This is a genomic window from Eubacterium sp. AF34-35BH (assembly GCF_003477765.1).
Taxonomy (GTDB): domain Bacteria; phylum Bacillota; class Clostridia; order Lachnospirales; family Lachnospiraceae; genus Eubacterium_G.
The window spans coordinates 138,962-161,109 of the sequence record NZ_QUDZ01000005.1 but is presented as its reverse complement, the minus strand read 5'-3'; the positions used below and the strand labels follow the sequence as shown (position 1 = coordinate 161,109).

Sequence of the window (22,148 nt, the reverse complement as noted above, 5' to 3'; positions counted from 1 at the left end):
TTAACCCTGTTGTGGCTCATTTTCGTATAAGCCATTTAGGTTGTTTGCAAAGTCTGCAAAATATTCATTAATGTCACCTTCAACCAAAACTTCATCAAAGTGTACATCACCAAAAGCTCTAAGCGCTTCTCTGTCATAGAAAGTTTTAGACGCCTCAATGACAAATGGTAATGCAAACCAAACTAAAACTCTTACTTCATCAGGAAGATTGTTAAAATATTTTTTAGATTCTAAATCTTTAAAAGAAGTAACAAGTACAGTTACGTCTGTAGTTTTAAAATCGTATTTCTTAAGCTTCTGATAAAATTCAGCCCAAAAGGCATTGCTCTTTTGTTTTGAATTAACACATATAAGAACTTTTTTCTTCCCTTCATCAAAAGTTTTGATAATATCCTGATTTCTTGATGATAGATAGGTGTAGTCTTTAAAGATAATGTTAATAAGTCTCTGAGTAGACAATCCATCATCATTGTAAGTACACCAACGATTCATTTCATCTAGCTGTGGTTTGTAGAAATCGCAATATTCTTTTCTATTCTTGCAAATTGCATCCAGTGAGGAAGCAACTTCATCTAAATCAGAGGATACAATTCCCGGCAAAGTATTAACCGGTACATAAAGCCCTCTACCACTTTCGTATTCCTTTAAGTCAGGAACGTAGAAAACAATTGGTCGACCTGTAATCAGAAAGTCGAAGAAGATGCTTGAGTAGTCGGAAATTAAAATATCCACAACTGAAAGTAGCTCATTAGTATCAATTGTAAAAGGTATTAAAATATCCTTTAATTCAGAATCCTCAGCTAAAATTTTGTATAAGAAATAATGAACTCTTAAATAAATTCTATATTTGCTTTGGTCAATGTTTTCTGAAAACTTCTTAACAGTATTCTTAAACTCTTCAACATCATATTCAAGTTGATTGTAAAGATTACCTTTCCAGGTTGGTGCATACAAAATAATTTTCTTGTCAGTTTTGATACCAATGTCTTCAAGTTTTTGTTTTACCTTCTTAATATCTGCGTTTATAAGTAAATCACTTCTTGGATAACCAATTTCCAAAGTAGTGCCCTCATACAGACCGTCAAGCTTGTACGCACGCTTGTACATAACTTCTGTCATAAATTTGTTGGCTGAAATAAGATAGTCAGCACCTAAGAAGTTTCTTGCAGGTCCTCTGGCATTTTCAACACGTTCAACAGTATGTTCGTAACCCATGTATTTGGTTGGAACGCCATGCCAGGTGTTAATGTATGTTTGCTCAGGGCGTTTCACAAAAAAGTACCCAAAAGTTGAATTTGATACAAGATACTTGCTGCTGGCAAGATAACGGTAATAATCTTCAGATTCACGCTTAACAAAACGAACATTTGGTAAATCTTCAAATTCCTTAATGTTGTCTTTTGCCATATCCATATCTGAAATGGACCAAATATGAATCATATCCTCAAATGCAGGATCTTTCAATAACTGTAGAAAAATGGCACGAGGATTATCAAGAACACCAAGTCCTGAGAAAGCTTCGTAAAATATATGATGCTCACGAACCGGTATAGACAAAAATGAGTAGTATTGTTTTTTACCTAAATCTTTTTCAGGCATCTTTATGTTTTGAGTATATTTCTTTATGTTTCGCTTCAGAGTGTATTTAAACCCATTTTTTATAGTGGCTGAATATTTCTCCATACTTGCACCAATTCCAAGTAAAATACTTGTCCTTTCTTTGAAATAAGTAAATAGTTAAATGTTATATTAATTATATATGGGGGTTACGTGACAGGTTATCGTAAACTACCCGATAATTTCCTCAAACTGTTCTATTGTAGTTTTATTATAATCTTTGTAATTAAAATCACAAGTAGGAACCTGACCGTTAATAAAAGTAGTTAAACCTTTATAAATTTCCTCTTCGCTATTACCAATTAAAAGTTGTCCGTTTTCAAATAAAGAAGATTTAGCAGAGCTAAAGTCAGACATTATAATTGGCAGACCAAGTAATCTTGCTTCTAATAATGAAACAGGTTGTCCTTCGTGTAATGAAGGTAGAACAAAACAACTGCATTCTTTCATTAACATAAAAGGATTCTCCATATTACCGGTCATAATAACCTTCCCCTTTAAACCTAAAGACTTGATTAAAGATTTAAGATGTTCCATTAATGGACCGTCACCTATAATGTAAAGTCTTGTGTTATGATTCTCTTTGTTAACTTTGGCAAAACCTTTAATTAAAGCTTCCTGATTTTTCTCAGGTGATAATCTGCCCATATTAACAAAAGAAATTAAATCTTTATTAAGAAGCTCCGGTAAGCCTGCATTTATAGCAGTCTCTTCATTATATGATTCCTTGGCTCCTTTTAGTACCCTGTCAAAATTAGCTGCGTTTCTAACATAAGTACATTTTCTCTTCAAATTCTTGTAACCGATTTTTTCAAGGTTTACTTCCATTGTGGCTTCTGAACAACCAACGATTTTGTCATAGAACTGATAAGTTGAAAAAACAACACGAAGCTCACGACTGTGTGGTTTTTTGCCGTTTACAACTTTGTTCTTTTCGGTAAGTAAATCATTGTGTTGCCAAATTAACTTCTTTGCGCCTGTAGCACTTAAAAGAAGTATGGAATAGAAACTTCCATAACCTGAATAATCAATAACAGTGTCAAAATGACTTGTGCCAAAGCATCTTACAAATTCCCTGTCATACATTGCCTTTGGATAGACCTTTTTCATAAGACCGTTACAAAAGCCAAAGACTCTTAGGAAATCGTTGCGAATCATTTCACAAAATGTTGAAGGTGTGTAAGAAACTCTAGCAAAAATTCTAGGATTCTTATTAAATGAACAAATCATTTCTTTACTGTCAGGAAATTTCAAATTCCCTGCGTAAACAGTTACGTCATATTTGTCATAGTCAATATAATCAAGCATTGTTCTAAGTGCGGTGGAAATACCGTTCATTCGTAAACCACCACCGAAGAATAAAAGCTTTTTCTTATGGTTACTACATTTAATTAAATTATAGTCCCTGCCGTTAGCATCAGATGTTCTGCCATAAAAAACAACATCTACAATACGTTTTGCCACATTGCCGTCATCCATTGGACAACCAAAAGCTTTTGCTTCATTATATTTAATTTGATATTTGTTAATATAAAAATCTAAATTGTTAATAACTTTTCCAATTTCATCAATGTTTGTTAAACAAGGTCCCGGAAGTTGTTCCGGAGCAAGGTATAAACCACGATAATTCTTGTATTCTTCCAAATCAGGAATGTAGAAAACAACAGGTTTTCCAGTTGCAAGAAAATCGTAGAAAATACTTGAATAATCTGAAATCAAAACATCTGTAATTGACAAAAGTTCATTTGTATCTACGAAAGCAGGTATAAGCGAATCGCTTATTCTGCCGGATTTCTTAAGCTCCTTATAAACTACCTGATGAGGCTTAAGTAGAACCTGATATTTATCAGTGTCAATTAAGGACTCCAGTGACCGCTTAAAATCAATGTATTCATTAACATCAATCTGTGGGTGATTATAGTCGTTGCCCTTCCAGGTTGGTGCATATAAAATAATCTCTTTTTTTGAATCAATATCTAAGCCGTATTTTCCAAGAAGTGATAATAGAGCTTTTCTATCAGTATTAAAAAGCCTGTCATTTCTAGGATAGCCTTCTTCTATAATTGTTCCTTCGTATAATCCCTGTAATTTGTATTTTTCAAGAAATACAGATGTTAAAAAAGGATTGGCTGAAATCATATAGTCCGAAGAAAGAAAGTTCCTAAGGACATTAGAAATTGTAACCGGTGCGTCTGGCATATCAAAACCTAAACTCTTAATAGGAGTTCCATGCCATGTGTTAATGTATATTTGGTCCGGCTTCTTACAATAATAAAAGGGTAAGGAAACGTTAGTTATAATATATTTTGCTGAAGCTAAATAGCGAAGATGGTCATCGCTGTGTCTGCCGATAACAAATACATTTTTGTTTTCTGCAAACTGCTCCATAACAGGTTCGTTTCCATATTTATCTTCAATAACCCAAACGTGGGTATAATCCTTGAAATCGTCATTATTAAGTAACTCAAGAAAAATGCCAAAGGGGTTACAAATCATGCCTCGTCCAAAATAAGAATCATATAAAATAACCTTATCTTCAATTAAAAGGTTTTTGTAGTATTTAGCATATTTGGAACGCCTTGCAGTTTCTTTGAAATTGCCGGCTTTTCTTTTGACTTTGCCTAAAAATCCCATAAAAATCTCCGTTCTTTTGAATCTAGTATTCCTTATATTATAGTACAAATAAAAAAGAAATACTATAAATTTCACATTTAATAACTTTTTTGTTATAATAAAAAAATGTGGCTATTTGTTGACATTACAAAAGAATAATATATAATTATTGCGAGTATTACTAAGAAAAGATGGAGGTAATATGAAGAAGTATATTCAAGGATTTATGAGATATAGATATCTTTTAAAAGAATTAGTATATAAAGGTATTAAGCTCAAATATAGGAGATCATATTTAGGTTTAGTGTGGACGCTGTTGGAACCATTACTTACAACAATGGTATTAGCATTTGTATTTGGTGAACTGTTAGGAAACAGTCATCCTTACTACCCGGTATATATTTTATGCGGTAGATTGATTTACAGTTGCTTCTCAAGTACAAGTAAGGTGGCAATGAGATCCATTAGAGCAAATCAGGCTATGATAAAGAAGGTATATGTACCAAAATATTTATACCCATTATCAACAATTATATATAACTTTATTTTATTCTTATTATCATTAATAATACTTGCAATATTGGCTATATTCTATAGAGTTCCAATGTCATGGCATATTATTGAAGTGTTTATACCACTGGGAATATTATTTATTTTCTGTGTGGCAGTTGGACTTATATTATCAACTGTATGTGTATTCTTTAGAGATTTGGAATACTTATGGGAAGTTATAGTAATGCTTATTATGTATTGCTCAGCAATATTCTATTATGTAGACAAAGTTGAAAAGGTAAAAACTGTACTTCAGTTTAATCCATTATACTGCATTATCAGTAATGTAAGATGTGTAGTTATGGAAGGCGGTTCACTTTTCACAAGCATGAGTTATGGTCTATCAAACTTAACAATGATGCTTTACTCACTTGGATTTAGTTTGGTAGCATTAGTAATTGGAATTGTAATGTTCAAGAAGAATCAAGATAAGTTCATCTTGCATATTTAGGAGGAACTATGGAAAAACCGGCACTTAAAGTTGAAGATATAAGTATTCGTTTTAACTTAAGTAAAGAAAAAGTAGATAATTTTAAAGAATTACTTATAAAGAAAATAAAAGGCGAGACAATTCGTTTTAACGAATTCTGGGCTCTTAAAAATATTAATTTTGAACTTCAAAAAGGTGACAGACTTGGAATCCTTGGTCTTAACGGAGCAGGCAAGTCTACACTTCTTAAAGTTATTGCAGGAGTTTACAAACCTACAACAGGTAAGGTTACAAGAAACGGTCATATAGCTCCAATGATTGAACTTGGAGCAGGCTTTGATCCTAACTACACAGGAAGAGAAAACATTTTCCTTTATGGTTCAGTGTTAGGATTTTCAAGAAGTTTCTTGGAAGAAAAATATGATGAAATTTTAGAGTTCTCTGAACTTGGTGAATTTATTGATGTACCTATTAAGAATTATTCTTCAGGTATGAAAGCAAGATTAGGTTTCTCAATTGCTACAGTAGTTGAGCCGGAAATCTTGATCTTAGATGAAGTATTATCTGTAGGTGATGCTAAGTTTAGAAAGAAATGTGAAAAGAAAATGCAGGGGATGTTTGACCATGGAGTAACGGTACTTTTTGTATCACATAGTTTGCAGCAGGTTGAACGTTTATGCAATAAAGCTATATTACTAGATCATGGTCAGTTAATTGCCAAAGGTGATATTGATGAAGTGTCAGCAATTTACCAGAGTAAATTAAATGACTAAAACATTGTCGTATGTAATTCTTAGAAAAAGGAGGACAAGGTAATGGAATATACAACAAGAGGAACATGTTCAAGACTTATTAAGTTTGATGTTGACGGTGACAAGGTAAAAGACGTGCAGTTTGTTATGGGTTGTCACGGAAACACACAGGGCGTGGCAAAGTTAGTTGAAGGAATGGATATTCACGAAGTTATTAAAAGACTTAAAGGTATTGACTGTAACGGTAGAGGAACTTCATGTCCGGACCAGCTTGCACAGGCATTAGAACAGTATTTAGAACAGCAGAAATAAATTAATTTAATAGAACCGTTGTCAGAAAACAATATGACAACGGTTTTGTTAGCTTTAAATGAAAGAATTTTAGGAGGATAAACATGCTTGGTATAATTGGAGCAATGGAAGTGGAGGTGGCAACTTTAAAGTCAGCCATTAATAATTTGAAAGTAACAAAGAAGGCAGGAATGGAATTCTGCATGGGTAACATTTTTGGAAAAGACGTTGTAGTTGTAAAAAGCGGTATTGGAAAAGTAAATGCAGCAATCTGCACACAGATATTAGCGGATGATTTTCAGGTTGATGGGGTAATTAACACAGGTGTGGCAGGTTCCCTTAATAATGATATTAATATTTGTGATATTGTAATTTCAACTGAAGCCTTAGAACATGATATGGACGTTACACCACTTGGATATGAAAAAAGCGTAATTCCTGACATGGAAACTTCAGTGTTTAAAGCTGACAAGAGACTTATGGAGGTTGCCAAGAAATCTGCAAAAGAAGCTGAATTGGATGTGAAAATATTTGAAGGGAAGGTAGTTTCAGGTGACCAGTTTATCGGAACTGCAGAAAAGAAAAAATATCTCCGTGACCAGTTTGGCGGCGACTGTGCGGAAATGGAAGGGGCATCAATTGCCCATGCAGCATACTTAAACAACATTCCATTTTTGGTAATAAGAGCTATTTCAGACAAAGCAGATGGCGGTGCAGAAATGGATTATCCAACATTTGAGAAAAAAGCCGCAGAAAATTCAATTGAATTAATGTACAAAATTATTAAAAATTATTAGAAAATATGTCGAACGATTTTTAGTGCAACAAGGTTAAGTTTGTGCTACCATTTACTGAAAAGAAATTAATTTTCAGTAAGGGGGAAAATAAATGTTTGACTATTACATAAGTCAGTTGGAAAACTGGGCTGAAACAACAATACCAAAGATAGTAAATCAGGAAAACTTTCTACTTATTGTAGGGAGTTTTTTTGCGTTAGGAGTTGTCACAAAATGGCTTGTTTTACATAATTACAATAAGCTTATAAGAAAGGCAGGCAATATAAACAAAACCAACAACGCAACTTTAAGACAGATTAAAACTAAATATGATAGTTTAAGACAGGTAAATCACAACATGGAAAATCCTATAGGATTTGTGCAAAAGAGTTTGAACAGATGCAGAATAATGTATATTTCCATAAACAGGGTAAATAATATAATTAACTATTGTACGCTAATTATTATGGCAGTGTATTCAATTGTATCTTATGAGGTGTACTTAGAACGTCCTAATGAAATTACATGGGTTCAATATTTGATTATAGGCAGTTTTGTGGCAATTAGTTTGGAAATGGTTAATAGGACACTTGCCTGCAGTGATAGAAAAATGGAATTAACATATGTTTTGGCTGAGGCTTTGGAAGAAGGCAATGGCAGACGATTTAACCAGAGTCAAACGATTGAAAACAAAGTGGCTAATGAAATACCTGAAAATGAAAATATTAAACCTGATATTGCCTACTCTCAGAAAACATCTGAAAAAGAAGAGCAGGCAAGAGAAGAGGAAGTTTTAGACCAGGTTATTGGAGAGTTTCTTAGGTAAAAAAACATAAAAGATAGGGGACTTTTTAGTGAAAAATACCATAAAATACAGGGTTGAAAAAATCGTTTCAAAAAAGTATAATAAAAGTTGAGTTTTGTTTTAAGTTTAAACGGAGGAAAAAGATATGTCTAAAGTAACATTTGATTATTCTAAAGCTACTTCATTTATTTCAGAAGATGAAGTAACAAGCATGAAGAAAATCGCAGAAGATGCAAAGAAAGTTTTAGTTGAAAAAACAGGGGCAGGTAATGACTTTTTAGGATGGATTGATTTACCGGTTGACTATGATAAGGATGAATTTGACAGAATTAAGAAGGCAGCAAAGAAGATTCAGGGAGATTCAGAAGTTCTTGTTGTTATTGGTATTGGTGGTTCATACTTAGGTGCCAGAGCAGCTATTGATTTCTTAAGACATGGTTTCTACAACAATGTATCAAAGGAAATTAGAAAGACACCTGAAATCTATTACGCAGGAAACAGCATTAGCCCGGCATACTTACAGGGATTAATCGATGTAATTGGAGATAGAGATTTCTCAGTAAACATTATTTCAAAATCAGGTACAACAACAGAACCTGCAATTGCTTTTAGAGTATTTAAGGAAATGCTTGAAAAGAAATATGGAAAAGAAGAAGCAGCAAAGAGAATTTACGCTACAACAGATAAGGCAAAGGGAGCCCTTAAAGGACTTGCAACAGCAGAAGGTTATGAAAGCTTCGTAGTTCCTGATGATGTAGGTGGACGTTTCTCAGTTCTTACAGCAGTTGGACTTCTTCCAATCGCAGTAAGTGGAGCAGATATTGACAAGCTTATGGAAGGTGCAGCAAGTGGAAGAAAGGCTGCATTAGAAAATGCTTTTGAAGATAATGATGCAATGAAATATGCAGCAATCAGAAATATCCTCCTTAGAAAGGGTAAGGCAGTAGAAATTACTGCAAACTATGAACCAAGTTTACATTACTTTGGTGAATGGTGGAAACAGTTATTTGGCGAAAGCGAAGGAAAAGACCAGAGAGGTATTTTCCCAGCAGCAGTTGACTTGACAACAGATCTTCACTCAATGGGACAGTTCATTCAGGACGGTTCAAGAATTATGTTTGAGACAGTTTTAAATGTTGAAAAGTCAAAAGTATCATTAGTTATTGATGAAGATCCTGAAGACCTTGACGGACTTAACTACTTAGCAGGAAAAGATATGGATTTCGTAAACAAGAGTGCCATGAACGGTACAATTCTTGCTCATACAGACGGTAATGTTCCAAACCTTATTGTAAACATTCCGGAACAGAACGAATTCTATCTTGGAGAGCTATTATACATGTACGAATTTGCATGTGGTGTAAGTGGTTATATCCTTGGTGTAAATCCATTTAACCAGCCAGGTGTTGAAAGCTACAAGAAGAACATGTTTGCACTTCTTGGAAAACCTGGTTATGAAGATTTAACAGCAGAATTAAAATCAAGATTGTAATCATAAATTTAATGGTTCAAAGATTTTAACAAAAATAAATATGGGAAGAAGTCACCCGGAGAATACCACTCAATATAGACTTCGACACATATATTTCTAAATAATAAAAAGGACTTGATTATGAAGGAAGAGACGCCTTTGTAATCGGGTTCTTTTTTTATAAAAAAAATCCCTATGAAAAATATTTAAAGTTGATGCAATATTTTTTGAAAAGCCTTCGTTCTATATATATCAAACAAAATAAATCAAAGAGAAAACAGGAGGAGATTAAGATGAGAAAATCAAAATTTTTATCAGTATTAACAGCAACAACTTTGGCATTAACATTAGCAGTTCCAACAGTAATGCCATTAGAATTAACAACAGGAGTAGTAAAGGCAGTGGAAGTTACAACTACAGCACCTAGTCAGAAAATTGAAGGGCGTTGTGGTGACAATGCCATTTATAGCTACGATAAAGCAACTCGAACATTAACGATTAGTGGAACAGGTGCTATGTGGAATGGCACTAAGTATTCGTATTTAGGCACTGTTGACAAAATTGTAATAGGAAATGGAATTACAGTAATTGGTGAAGACGCTTTTGCAAAATTCAATGGCGTTGGCAGCGTTGAAATATCAGATACAGTAACAACAATTAAGGGTAACGCATTTAACGATTTAAAATCAATTACAATTCCAAAAACAGTTAGAACAGTTGAGACAGATGCTTTTTATGGTGTAGGAAAAGTTGTAGTAGAAGGAGATATGAATAATTTCCAGTATGGGGCATTAGGTTATGGAGTACAGGAAGTTCAGTTAAAAGGAAGTGCCGAAACATTAGGTCTTGCATTAGCAGAAGTACAGGACAGAGATTATTTATCAGTTACAATTACTAAGGATAATAACAGATGCAGAATCGCAAATGGGTGTTTAGTATCATCTGACGGTAAAACAGTTTACTACCACATTTCAGATAGCAACAAAGTGACAATTCCTGATACTGCAGTAACAATTAAATCAGCAGCTTTTTATAATCAGGGAATTGAAGAAGTAAAATTAGGCAAGAATGTAAAAACTATTGAACCATATGCATTTGCAGAAAACCCAGTATCAAAATTAACTACAAACTCAAAGTTAAAGAAGATTGGCAGATGCGCATTTATGGGAACAGATTTAAAGAAAGTTACATTAAAGAGCAGTGTAGCAATGAGTCCAAAGGCATTTAACCAGAAAGTAATATTGACTTCTACAAAGTCATTAAAGAGTGCAAAAACAGTAATGACAAGTGCAACTTTCAAAAAGAATAAAATTAATGCTAAGTTTGCAAAATTAACAGGTGCCAAGGGCTATCAGGTTCAGATTAAGAAAGGTGGCAAGACATATAAGTATTTTACAACAAAAACAAGCATTAAGGTTAAAGCCCCTAAGGTGTTCAAGAAAAAATACAACGTTAGCTTCAGCTATGATATAGATAACTATACATCAAAGATTGAAGGAAAGCCTGCTTATATTTCAGTAAGACCATACAAGATTGTAAAGAAAAATAAAAAGTCTTATGGTAAGTGGAGCGAAAAGATTGTTTTAACAAAATAAAATAATAAAATAATGCAAAGCCCTTGGAAATTATGTAAAATTAATTTCTGAGGGCTTTGTAATATAAGCTTAGCATGCGTAAAAAAATTCTAATATGAAAAACAGTGGAGGAAAAAATGAAAAATATAGTAAAGAAAATATGAAAAAAAGGCATTTATGGGTTGTCAATCCCTTACAGAAATAGATATGAATAAGGAATATAAATACTTCAGCACAAAAATGAAAATTAGAGCATACAAAAAGCAGGGCAAGAAGATTTATACAAAATGGAACAATTATTTAGACGCAAGATCCGTTTACGGAAGCAATTTTAACTAAGCTTGAAGTTCTATGGTTGATAAGTAAATTTAGTTATTTTATAATGATTACAGACCAAAAAGATATTACTTCGCCCGTACTTACTTTTAAAATATTTATACTCAAAATTTGAAAAGGAAATAATCATGAGCAACAATTTATCAATCAAAGATATTGCCAGAATGGCAGGGGTATCTATTGCAACTGTATCAAGAGTAATTAACAAAAACGGAAAAGTGGCAAAAGATACTGAAAAGAAAATATTGAAGGTTATGGAAGAAAACAATTATGTTCCTAACCTTTTGGCAAAGGGCTTTAGAACCAGAAAATCTACAGTAATAGGGATTGTTGTTCCTGATATTGCTAATGAATTTTTTAGCAGAATTGCGCAGAAAGTGCAGATGCTTTTTTTTGAGAAAGGTTACGCAACTATTATTTGCAATACTAATGAGGATTACAAATTAGAAAACCAGTGTTTGGACATGCTACAGGCACAGCAGGTAGGCGGGATAATTCACATTGTGTCTTCTACAAGAAAAAGGGAAAAGGCTGTTCCCATGCCTACTGTTTACATTGATAGAGAACCAATGTATATAAAAAATGATGATGTTGTGGTTGTTGAAAGCGATAATGTGTCAGGTGGATATCAGGCTACTAAAGAAATGCTTGAAAAAGGTTGTAAAAATATACTTTGCTTAAGTCCTGAGCATAACGTATCTACTCACAAGAAACGTTATTTAGGTTATCTAAAGGCAATTGAAGAAGCAGGACTTGAGTCACATTTGGTTTATGCCGGCTCTATATCCATGGAAGATGGTTATGAACAAACTAAGAAATATTTTAAAGAAAATCCTACCATAGATGGAGTGTTTGCAACAACTGACATAATAGCTATAGGAGCAATGAAAGCATTAAAAGAATTAAATATAAAAGTGCCACAGGAAGTTAAAGTATTCGGATATGATGATAGTGAAGTCGCTCTTATATCAACCAAAACAATTTCAACAGTGCGCCAGCCTGTTGATGAAATGGTAGAAATGGCAGTAAACAATTTAGAAAAATTAATTGATGAAAAAGAAATATTAGATAAAAAAACAGTATTACCGGTGGAGATTATTAAAAGAGAAACAACAGAGGCAAAGTAAAGCTAAACATTAAAAACAAAATGTAATCACTAAATCACAAAAACAATGGTGAAAAAACTTATAAAATTTATCGTTGACAGAAAATATATTACAGTATAAACTGAAAGAAAATAAAGGAACTGCAAAAGTAGTTTCTTTTAATTGCACATTGATGTAAACGTTTACATCAAAAAACGGAGATTAAATTACAAAAATGAAAGGAAGGTATTACAATGGAAAAATTATTATGCCCATCAATGATGTGTGCTAACTATGGTAACTTAGAAAAAGAGGTTCAGGATTTAATTGATGCAGGAGTAGATATTTTCCACATTGATATTATGGATGGCCAGTTTGTTCCAAACTTTGGAATGGGGTTACAGGACGTGGAATTTATCCGTAAGAAATCAACAATTCCTGTTGACGCTCATCTTATGATTGAGAATCCGGGTAACTATGTAGAAAAATTCGCAAAGCTTGGAATTGATATTATTTATATTCACCCTGAAGCAGATGTTCATCCAACAAGAACACTTCAGACAATTAAAGATGCAGGTGCTAAGCCGGGTATTGCGATTAATCCGGGAACTGCTGTAGAAACAATCAAACCTTTATTACCATTTGTAGATTATGTAATGGTAATGAGTGTTAATCCGGGATTCGCCGGTCAGAAGTATATTCATGCGGTAGATGAGAAGATAGAGCAGCTAGTAGAAATGAAAGAAAAGTATGGATACGAAGTTATGCTTGATGGGGCATGTTCTCCTGAGAGAGTTGAGACTTTATCAAAGATTGGAGTAAAAGGATTTATTCTTGGAACGTCTTCACTGTTTGGAAAGGATAAATCATATAAAGAGTTAATTAAAGAATTAAGAGCTTTGTAATAAAGGAGATATTCATGGGAAAGAATTGTGTTATAGGAATAGATATAGGTGGAACAAATATTAGAATCGGTCATACAGACGAAGCAGGTGAACTTGCTGATTTTGAGAGAATCTCCAGCAAGGAGACTTTCAAGGATGGAAATATTTCTGAAAGTCTGGCAGAAGTGTTGGAAGATTATATTAGCAGAAATTGCGTAGGACTGGAGATTTTGCAGATAGTTATTGGCATTCCTGCAGCTCTTAGTGCTGATAGAAAAGAAATTCTTCAGGTACCTAATATTAAGGGCATGGACCATTTGTTTCTTGGAGAAGAATTAGAAAAAAAACTAGGAATAAAGGTGACATTGGATAGAGATGTAAACATGCTCTATTATTGGGACAAATTCGACAAGAAGTTAGATGATCAGGGAATAGGTGTTGGAATTTATATTGGCACAGGTGTTGGAAATGCCATATTTATTAATGGTGAACCTCTTGTAGGGAGAGACGGCGTAGCAGGAGAACTGGGCCATATTCCTATGGTAGGCAGCCATGACAGATGTGGTTGTGGAAATATTGGATGCTCAGAATGCTATGCCTCAGGATGGAAATTAGTAGAACTTAAAAACGAGTATTTTCCTGAAATAGACATGAACGATTTATTTGTTAAGAAAAGCAATGATATTATTTTAAAGGAGTTCGTTGACAATGTTGCATGTGTTGCAGCAGCAGAAATCAATATATTAAATCCTCATTCTGTAATTTTTGGTGGAGGGGTAATTAATATGAAAGGATTCCCAAAGGACTATTTAGAGGAGAGACTTTACGTTCACATGAGAAAACCATATCCTGCGGAAACTTTGAAGGTACAGTATTCTGAGGATAAAGTGGACAATGGTGTAAAGGGTGCTATTATATATGCCAAGAAATTAGTAGAAATTTAATACTGATGTAAAATAGTAAAAAAGTGTCGTTTTCTTTCACAATAAATTCATGTATTTGAAATAATGTGAAAGAAAACGACACTTTTTTATTCTGCTACAATAAGAAAACAGAAGATTTGACGGAAAATGTAACGTTTTTATTGGGGATAAATGTACAAAATGCACAAAAATGCGTTTCCAAAACTGTGAAAAACGTGAAAAATAATGAAAAGTATTGACAGAAAATGAAAAGAATTATACAATTATGACAACAGATGAAAACATTTGAAATAAAATGAAAATAAATGCAAACAAAAACACAGAAAGGAAGGTATTATGAACTACGCAGGAAGATTTAACTCGTTTATATTAAAAGGTCAAAATGTCTTTGATGCAATTAAGGCATACCACGAAATGGATGGAATTACACATTTAGAATTTAACTATCCAGAACATTTCGCAGGATATGATTTAGAAGAAATAAAGAAAGCAATTGGAGACTTGAAGGTAAATGGTCTTGCAGTTAGATGGAGAAATTATTTTACAAATGGTGACTTCACTAATCCAGATGAAGAATTAAGAACAAAGGCAATTCAATATTGCAAAGAAGCCGCTGATATTTGTAGAGAGCTTGGCGGAACATATATCACCCTTTGGATGGAAAATGATGGTTTTGATTATGCATTCCAACTTGATTACGAGGAAGCGTGGAATCAGTTAATAGATGCTTTTAGAGAAGTTGCTGATTATGCACCTGATTTAAAGATAAGCATTGAATACAAACCATTTGAACCAAGAAACTTTTCAATGATAGATAGTACAGGAATGACTCTCCTCCTTATAAAGGAAATTGACAGACCGAATGTTGGATGTACATTAGATTTTTGCCATATGCTGATGAAGAGAGACAGCCCGGCATACGGTCTGGCAATAGCCGCAAGTATGGGTAAGCTATACGGATTACATATGAATGACGGATATTCACAAATGGATAGCGGAATGATTTTTGGATCAGTAAATATAGCACATGCGGCGGAGTTCATTTACTACTTAAAGAAATATAATTATCAGGGAGTTGTGTTCTTTGACACATTCCCAATTAGAGAAAATGCCAAAGAAGAAACTCAGGCAAACATTGATTCTTTCGAAAAGATTTCAAAAATAATTGATGAAATTGGAATGGACAGAATCGCAGAAGTTGTATCTAAACGTGACGGTGTTGAGGCTCATCGCCTTGTACTGGACATGTTAAAATAAGAAATTTTATAAAAGAAAAAGGAGAAAATGCAAATGAGAAAGAAAATTTTAGCAGTAGCATTAGCAGCAACAATGGTGTTCGGATTAGTTGGCTGCGGTAGCTCATCACAGAGTTCAGACAAAACAACAAAAGCGAACAATGAAACACAGGCAACAGAGGACTTCAACCCAGATAAGATTGAAGACAGCAAGACAATCGAAGATATCCGTAAGGACAACGGAGAAGAAGTTAAGGTTGCAAGTGACTTAAAGTTAGGTGCCATCGCAAAATCATTCTCAAATGAATTTTGGCGTAACTTTAAGAATGGTTATGAACAGTCAGCAAAGGTTATTAAGAAAGCCGGAGTTGATATAACAGTAAAAGTAGATGGAACAACAGATGAAGGTGATGAAATCGGACAGCAGACAATGACAGATAACCTTGTAAACCAGGGATACAGTGCATTAATGTTAAGCCCAATCTCAGATTCAAACTTAACATCATCAGTAGATAATGCTAAGAACAAAAAAATCCCTACAGTAAACGTAAACGATGGATTAATTTCAGCAGCAGATTACTTTGTAGGACCTGATGCATACCAGAATGGTGAATTAGCAGCTGAATGGGTTTCAAAGAAACTTGGTGACAAGGGTGATGTTGCTATCGTTGTAGGTATGGCAAAAGCTTTCGCAGCTCGTGAAAGAACAGCAGGATTCAAGGGTTGGATTAAAGACAACAAGTCAGGACTTAATGTAGTAGCAGAACAGAACGCTGACTGGGATCGTCAGAAAGCTAAAGAATTAGCAAGCACATGGATTCAGCAGAAACCTGACTTAAAGGCAATCTTCTGTAACAATGATGATATGGCTTTAGGTGTAGTTGAAGCTGTAGAAGAAGCTAAGGCTGACATTTTAGTAGTAGGTGTTGATGGTATTGGTGAAGCTTATGATTCAATCAAAGCCGGAAAGCTTGATGCAACAGTAGATTCATTTGGATACTATATGTCACAGGTTGCTACAGAAGTAACATTAAGAATTTTAGATGGACAGGATATCCCAAGAGTAGTACATACTCCACAGGCACTTATTGATTCATCAAATGTAAACGAAGATGCAGCTCAGATCATTGGATGGAAAGATCCAACATATGTTGCAAAATAATTTAACTTGAAAATAAAAGGTAATTTTACAATGGGAGAAGGCACTGCTTTCTCCCATCTATAAAAAGGAGGAACTATTATGGCGAAGGCTGTTGAATTTGTTAATATTAACAAACGCTTTCCAGGAGTACACGTCCTTAAAGATATATCTTTTTCTGTAGAGGAAGGAGAGGTTCACGCATTATTAGGTGAAAATGGTGCAGGAAAATCCACACTATTAAATATATTACATGGGGTTTATCCGGAATATGAAGGCGAAGTAAAGCTTCATGGAGAGAAAGTAAGCTTTAAAGACACAAATGATGCTATTGTAAATGGCAAAATATCTAAAGTTCATCAGGAAACTTTAGTAGTAAAAGATCTTACTGTTGGTCAAAATGTAACAATGGGTTATGAACCTAAAAAAGGAGTCTTTATAGACTTCAAGAAAATGAATAGAGAAGTTGATGAAATACTGGCAGAATTAAATTGTAACTTTAAATCATCAGATTTAGTAAGTACATTGACAGCAGGTGAAATGCAGATGTTGGCAATTGCAAGAGCATTGTACCATCATTCAACAATTATCTCTCTTGATGAGCCAACAGCATCAATTACAATGAAAGAAACAGAGGCTTTGTTTGATGTAGTAAGAAAACTAAAGAAACAGGGCGTAACTATTTTATATGTAAGCCATAGATTGGAAGAAATTTTCCAAATTTGTGATAGAGCTTCCATTTTAAGAGATGGGGAATATATCCAGACAATGGACATTAAAAATACTACCAGAGAAGAATTAATTCATGCAATGGTAGGTAGAGATGTAGCAGCAGTGGCTTCAAGAACAAAACCAAGTCCACGAACAGACGAGGTTGTTTTAAGTGTAGAACATTTAACAAACGAAAATTATCAAGACGTAAGTTTTGAACTTCATAAAGGTGAAATCCTTGGTTTCTTCGGCTTGGTAGGAGCAGGAAGAACAGAGGTAATGAGAACAATCATTGGAGCTGACCAGAGAACTTCAGGAAAGATTGTTTTAAAAGGCAAAGAGGTAAAGAGCGGCTGGAATACTACAAAGGCTTTGAGAGCCGGAATAGGTTTATTACCGGAAGATAGAAAAACACAGGGATTTATGAATCTATCAAACAATTATGAAAACATAGCTATTTCCAGTTTAGAGAAATATATGACAGGACCATTTACAGACACGAAAAAGAAAGTCAAAAACGCAGAGAAGTTTTTTGAGGAAATGGATGTACATCCAAGACGTGTTGATTATCTGACAAGTAATATGTCAGGTGGTAACCAGCAGAAAGTTATTTTAGCAAGATGGATGTCTACAGATGTAGATATAATCATTTTTGACGAACCAACAAAAGGTGTAGATGTAGGTGCAAAAGCTGAAATTTACAGACTTATGGAGGAACTTGTAGAAGCAGGAAAGAGCATCATAGTGGTATCTTCTGAATTGCCGGAAGCAATGGGAATTAGTGACAGAATTATCGTTATGAGCGAAGGTAAAGTAACTGCTGAGTTAACAAATGAAGTTGATTTTGACGAAGATTCAATTCTTGATTTAGCAATTGGAGGTAAATAAAATGAAAAATATTTGGAATAAGTATAAGCGAGAATTCGTAGTTCTTATAGCTACAATCGCTATGTGTGTAGTATTTACAGCACTAAATAAAAACTTTTTAAATTATAGTAACTTTATAACAGTTTTACAGCAGATGGTATTAAATGGTATTCTTGCTGTAGGTATGATGTTCACAATTATTACCGGCGGTATCGATCTTTCAGTTGGTTGTACATACGCTATTACCGGTATCGTAGTTGCATCTTGTACAGTAACTTATGGAATGAATCCAATCTTAGCAATTATAGTTGGTATTTTAATTGGTGCAGTACTTGGAGCATTCAATGGATTCTTAATTAACAAATTAAAATTACAGCCTTTCATTGCTACACTTGGTACAATGAGTTTATACAGAGGTATTGCTTATGTAGTAACAGGCGGTGTTCCAGTAACAAATGTTCCTGAATCATACAGAAATATTTTCAACGGTGAATTGTTTGCCGGTGTTAGAAGTTACATTGTAGTAATGGTAGTAGTATTCGTAATTGCACATATTATCTTATCAAAGATGAGAAGTGGTGATTATTTATATGCAATCGGTGGTAACGAAGAAGCTGCTAAACTTTCAGGTGTAAACGTAATCAAAACAAAATATGTAGCATACATTTTCTGTGGAATTTGTGCAGCAATTGCAGGTATGATTATGTTAGCAAGTTTAGGCTCAGCTGAAGCAACAGCAGGTCAGGCATATGAAACAAATGCTATCGCAGCAGCAGCTATTGGTGGAACAAGAATGGCAGGTGGTAAAGGTACAGCACTTGGTACATTCTTCGGAGCATTAATGCTTGCAGTATTAAAAGTAGGTATGGTAGTAATCAACGTTGATTCTTTCTGGCAGTTCGTAGTAACTGGTATTATCATCATCGTAGCTTCATACTTCGAATTTATTCAGCAGGATATTAAAGGATTTGTTTCAAGACATAAAAAGACAGCTTAGTTTTAAACTACAATTAAAACCGCAAATAGCACACAGTATTGCGGCACTAATATATTTTCAAAGCATTTGAATTATAAAAAGGCGCAAGGATTTAAACTTTGCGCCTTTCTTTTTTAGCAGATGACAGGAGGTAAGAAAGTGAAAAATAAAATTACTGTAATAGGCAGTTTAAATTATGATGTTATCTTAAAAGTAGACAGATTACCTTATAAAGGTGAAACAATGGCAGTAGAAGATTCAACATTTAGTGCCGGTGGAAAAGGCGCAAATCAGGCAGTGCAGGCAGCAAAACTGAAAACTCCTACATATATGGTAGGGTGTGTTGGAACTGATGCATCAGCAGACTTTTTGATTTGTACAGCAAAACAGTACGGAGTTGATACAAGATATATTAGAAAAGTTGAAGGCAGCAGTGGAATGGGAATTATACATGCGTTAGAAGATGGAAGCGTTCACGCCAGCATTGTACGAGGTGCAAATTTCCAGATTACAAAAGAAGACATAGATAAAGCCATGCCGGCATTAAAGGAGTCAAAGGTTTGTATTTTACAAAACGAAATTCCTGTGCCAATGATAGAATATGGAATTGACAAAGCAAAAGAAGCAGGATGTATAGTTGTGTTAAATGCAGCACCTGCAATTGAGTTACCGGACGAATATCTTGCAAAAGTAGATATACTTGTAGTAAATGAGGTAGAGGCATCATTTTACTGTAAGGAAAATATTGACTCATTAGAAAAAGCAAAAGAAGAAATAAAGAAATTAGCCGAAAAATACAATAATAACGTGATTATCACATTAGGATCACTTGGGGCTGTAGTATATGAAAATGGTAAAATCGAAGTGATTCCGGCAAAGAAAGTGGATGCAGTTGAAACAACCGGAGCCGGAGATTCATATATTGGGGCAGTAAGTCATTCTATTGTTGAAGGATTAACATTAACAGAGGCTTGCAGATTTGCAACAAAGTGCAGTGCAGTAACTGTATGCAGATATGGAGCACAGCCATCTATGCCAACATTAGAAGAAGTTATGTAAACACCGATTATTATTGACATTTTTATTGGCGAAAGGATATTATAGAGAGCAGGAGGAAAAAAGATATGATACCTTATGAGAGAAGATTGCAGATAGCACAATTATTAGAGGAAAATGAGGTTGTATCTTTAGATGAGCTTTGCGATGCCTTAGGTGGGGTGTCTGAATCCACAGTTAGAAGAGATCTTAAAACAATGGAACGTGAAGGTGAGATTACTTTATTAAGAGGCGGTGGTGCTTGTTTAAAAAGAGACAGCTATGAAATCCCTGTTATGTCAAAGAAAATGAAAAATGTCAGTGAAAAAGATAGAATAGCTAAAGCAGCAGCAGAATTAGTTGAAGATGGTGATTCTATATATATTGATTCAGGAAGCACTGCTTTAGATATGATGAAATATTTAAGAGATAAGAATATAACAGTAGTGACAACGAACGCATTAATATATTCTGAACTACAAAGTCCTAACATTAAATGTATTATTGCCGGCGGAGAGATTAATATAGCAACAGCATCAATTAGAGGAATTACAACAAACAATTTCTTAAAGAGTTACTATTTTGATAAGGCATTTGTTGGAATGTCAGGTTTTTCACTTGAGGCTGGATATAATACACCGGATTTGTTGGAAGCTGAAAAAAAGCGAATTGTATGTAAAAATGCCAAGAAAGCTTATATTTTAGCAGATAGTAGCAAGTCGGGGAAAAGTACATTATGTAAAGTGCTTGATTTAAATCAGGCAACAATAATATGCAATGAAGTAACGGACGTTGTAAAGGGTGCAGAAGAATATATTATTGTATAACAGGTTATTTACTGTATAACATATTAATTTTTAAAGGAGATATTTCTTAATATTTTCTAGACTAAAATATGAAAATTATGAGAGGTAGAAAAATGAAAATTGGAATTGGAAATGATCATGTTGCAGTAGAAATGAAGAATGAAATTAAGGCATACCTTGAAGAAAAAGGCCATGAAGTTGTTAATTTCGGCACAGATTCAACTGAAAGATGTAACTATCCTGAATATGGGGAAGCTGTGGCAAATGCTATTGTTGCAGGTGAAGTTGACTGTGGTGTTTTAATTTGTGGAACAGGAGTTGGAATTTCACTTTCTGCAAACAAGGTTAATGGAATAAGAGCATGTGTATGTAGTGAACCATATAGTGCAAAATTATCAAAACAGCACAATAATACAAACATAATTGCTTTTGGAGCAAGGGTTGTAGGTATTGAACTTGCCAAAATGATAGTAGACCAGTGGCTTGAAGCAGAATATGAAGGTGGAAGACATCAGGTTAGAATTGACATGCTAAAAGAAATAGAAGAAAAGCAGAAAAATAAATAGACAAATTTATAATATAAAAATTATAATTAAGTTTGCATTTTATGATAATAATTTAATGTTTAACGTGATGTTAAATATTAAATTAAAATAAATATTAAATTAATAAGGAAAGGAAACACAATTATGAAGATTAAGAATATCGATAATCCGGAAGAATTTTTAAAAGTAATAGACAGTTGTCAGGGAAAGGTTGAACTTATCACAGATGACGGGGACAGACTTAACCTTAAATCAAAGTTATGTCAGCTTGTTTCACTTTCAACAATTTTCTCATCATCAGCACAGATTCCTGAAATGGAAATAGTAGCTCACGAATTAGAAGATTCAAAGAAAATTATGGATTTCCTTATGAGAGGACCAATGTAATTAGTCCTCTTCGATTACATAGAAATCCAGATAATCAAAATCAATAGATTCAACAAAACTGTCCGCATAAAATCTTGTGCGGGCAATTTTTTTGAACTCCTTAATATTAGATTCAAGCCATATAGGATTGCTTAAATCAAATTCGTCGCAAATCATCTCAAGAGCCTTGAAAATCTTATGGGTTCTTGTGTCGTCTATATCTAATTCAATTGTAGTGCTTTGTAGCATTTTGTTGCTTTTAAAGGTTCTACCCCAAACTCTGAACATAAAAATCTCTCCTTCACAAATAACTTCTTTGATTTTAAAGGAAAATATATTAACTGTAAAGATAAAATATGG

22 protein-coding genes are annotated in these 22,148 nt (G+C 33.9%); 19 read left to right on the top strand and 3 right to left on the bottom strand.

Annotated features, from left to right (window positions below; genetic code table 11):
- Together DWZ69_RS07425 and DWZ69_RS07420 are read right to left on the bottom strand one after the other, a co-directional pair.
- On the bottom strand, positions 1 to 1,683 hold the full coding sequence (locus DWZ69_RS07425) for a CDP-glycerol glycerophosphotransferase family protein (protein ID WP_118436573.1): 1,683 nt from the start codon (positions 1,681 to 1,683) through the stop codon (positions 1 to 3).
- A 105-nt stretch (positions 1,684 to 1,788) separates the two neighbouring features.
- The gene (locus DWZ69_RS07420; RefSeq protein WP_118436571.1) at positions 1,789 to 4,251 is read right to left on the bottom strand and encodes a glycosyltransferase; all 2,463 of its coding nucleotides are present in this window, start codon (positions 4,249 to 4,251) and stop codon (positions 1,789 to 1,791) included.
- A 181-nt stretch (positions 4,252 to 4,432) separates the two neighbouring features.
- On the opposite strand from DWZ69_RS07420, the gene DWZ69_RS07415 reads away from it, so the two are divergent.
- From DWZ69_RS07415 to DWZ69_RS07330, 19 genes are all read left to right on the top strand, one after another.
- Positions 4,433 to 5,233 (top strand): ABC transporter permease, encoded by an 801-nt coding sequence (locus DWZ69_RS07415; protein ID WP_022165131.1) that lies wholly within the window; start codon positions 4,433 to 4,435, stop codon positions 5,231 to 5,233.
- A gap of 8 nt (positions 5,234 to 5,241) precedes the next feature.
- A complete protein-coding gene (locus DWZ69_RS07410) occupies positions 5,242 to 5,985 on the top strand; it encodes an ABC transporter ATP-binding protein (protein WP_118436569.1) in 744 nt (247 codons plus the stop codon).
- Positions 5,986 to 6,027: 42 nt separating this feature from the next.
- Complete coding sequence (locus DWZ69_RS07405) at positions 6,028 to 6,276, top strand: TIGR03905 family TSCPD domain-containing protein (protein ID WP_022165129.1); 249 nt, start codon at positions 6,028 to 6,030, stop codon at positions 6,274 to 6,276.
- 83 nt (positions 6,277 to 6,359) lie between these two features.
- Positions 6,360 to 7,052: a 5'-methylthioadenosine/adenosylhomocysteine nucleosidase gene (locus tag DWZ69_RS07400; RefSeq protein WP_199640866.1), complete on the top strand. Its 693-nt coding sequence runs from the start codon at positions 6,360 to 6,362 to the stop codon at positions 7,050 to 7,052.
- Positions 7,053 to 7,143: 91 nt separating this feature from the next.
- Entirely contained in the window at positions 7,144 to 7,857 is a 714-nt protein-coding gene (locus DWZ69_RS07395; protein WP_117999971.1) for a hypothetical protein, read from the top strand.
- A gap of 124 nt (positions 7,858 to 7,981) precedes the next feature.
- On the top strand, positions 7,982 to 9,328 hold the full coding sequence (locus tag DWZ69_RS07390; protein ID WP_117999970.1) for a glucose-6-phosphate isomerase: 1,347 nt from the start codon (positions 7,982 to 7,984) through the stop codon (positions 9,326 to 9,328).
- 272 nt (positions 9,329 to 9,600) lie between these two features.
- Complete coding sequence (locus tag DWZ69_RS07385) at positions 9,601 to 10,902, top strand: leucine-rich repeat domain-containing protein (RefSeq protein ID WP_118436565.1); 1,302 nt, start codon at positions 9,601 to 9,603, stop codon at positions 10,900 to 10,902.
- A 156-nt stretch (positions 10,903 to 11,058) separates the two neighbouring features.
- Positions 11,059 to 11,220, top strand: a complete 162-nt coding sequence (locus tag DWZ69_RS12080) for a hypothetical protein (protein WP_158573369.1) — start codon at positions 11,059 to 11,061, stop codon at positions 11,218 to 11,220.
- Between the two features lie 125 nt (positions 11,221 to 11,345).
- Complete coding sequence (locus DWZ69_RS07380) at positions 11,346 to 12,344, top strand: LacI family DNA-binding transcriptional regulator (RefSeq protein ID WP_117999968.1); 999 nt, start codon at positions 11,346 to 11,348, stop codon at positions 12,342 to 12,344.
- Positions 12,345 to 12,556: 212 nt separating this feature from the next.
- Positions 12,557 to 13,207 carry a ribulose-phosphate 3-epimerase gene (rpe, locus tag DWZ69_RS07375; RefSeq protein WP_117999967.1) on the top strand — a complete coding sequence of 217 codons (651 nt, stop codon included), beginning with the start codon at positions 12,557 to 12,559 and terminating at the stop codon, positions 13,205 to 13,207.
- A gap of 14 nt (positions 13,208 to 13,221) precedes the next feature.
- Positions 13,222 to 14,130: an allose kinase gene (gene alsK, locus DWZ69_RS07370; protein ID WP_117999966.1), complete on the top strand. Its 909-nt coding sequence runs from the start codon at positions 13,222 to 13,224 to the stop codon at positions 14,128 to 14,130.
- A gap of 315 nt (positions 14,131 to 14,445) precedes the next feature.
- Complete coding sequence (locus tag DWZ69_RS07365; RefSeq protein ID WP_118436563.1) at positions 14,446 to 15,366, top strand: sugar phosphate isomerase/epimerase family protein; 921 nt, start codon at positions 14,446 to 14,448, stop codon at positions 15,364 to 15,366.
- 33 nt (positions 15,367 to 15,399) lie between these two features.
- Positions 15,400 to 16,506 (top strand): substrate-binding domain-containing protein, encoded by a 1,107-nt coding sequence (locus DWZ69_RS07360; RefSeq protein WP_022165120.1) that lies wholly within the window; start codon positions 15,400 to 15,402, stop codon positions 16,504 to 16,506.
- Positions 16,507 to 16,584: 78 nt separating this feature from the next.
- Positions 16,585 to 18,081, top strand: coding sequence for a sugar ABC transporter ATP-binding protein (locus tag DWZ69_RS07355; protein WP_117999963.1), 1,497 nt, complete (start codon positions 16,585 to 16,587; stop codon positions 18,079 to 18,081).
- 1 nt (position 18,082) lies between these two features.
- Entirely contained in the window at positions 18,083 to 19,057 is a 975-nt protein-coding gene (locus DWZ69_RS07350) for an ABC transporter permease (protein WP_117999962.1), read from the top strand.
- 138 nt (positions 19,058 to 19,195) lie between these two features.
- Complete coding sequence (locus DWZ69_RS07345) at positions 19,196 to 20,095, top strand: ribokinase (RefSeq protein WP_118436561.1); 900 nt, start codon at positions 19,196 to 19,198, stop codon at positions 20,093 to 20,095.
- 65 nt (positions 20,096 to 20,160) lie between these two features.
- On the top strand, positions 20,161 to 20,898 hold the full coding sequence (locus tag DWZ69_RS07340) for a DeoR/GlpR family DNA-binding transcription regulator (RefSeq protein ID WP_117999960.1): 738 nt from the start codon (positions 20,161 to 20,163) through the stop codon (positions 20,896 to 20,898).
- A 92-nt stretch (positions 20,899 to 20,990) separates the two neighbouring features.
- On the top strand, positions 20,991 to 21,443 hold the full coding sequence (gene rpiB, locus DWZ69_RS07335) for a ribose 5-phosphate isomerase B (RefSeq protein ID WP_118000039.1): 453 nt from the start codon (positions 20,991 to 20,993) through the stop codon (positions 21,441 to 21,443).
- 123 nt (positions 21,444 to 21,566) lie between these two features.
- A complete protein-coding gene (locus DWZ69_RS07330) occupies positions 21,567 to 21,809 on the top strand; it encodes a polya polymerase (protein ID WP_117999959.1) in 243 nt (80 codons plus the stop codon).
- Here the strand turns inward: DWZ69_RS07330 and DWZ69_RS07325 are convergent, their stop codons facing one another.
- The gene (locus DWZ69_RS07325; RefSeq protein ID WP_022165113.1) at positions 21,810 to 22,076 is read right to left on the bottom strand and encodes a hypothetical protein; all 267 of its coding nucleotides are present in this window, start codon (positions 22,074 to 22,076) and stop codon (positions 21,810 to 21,812) included.
- Between the last annotated feature and the right edge of the window lie 72 nt (positions 22,077 to 22,148).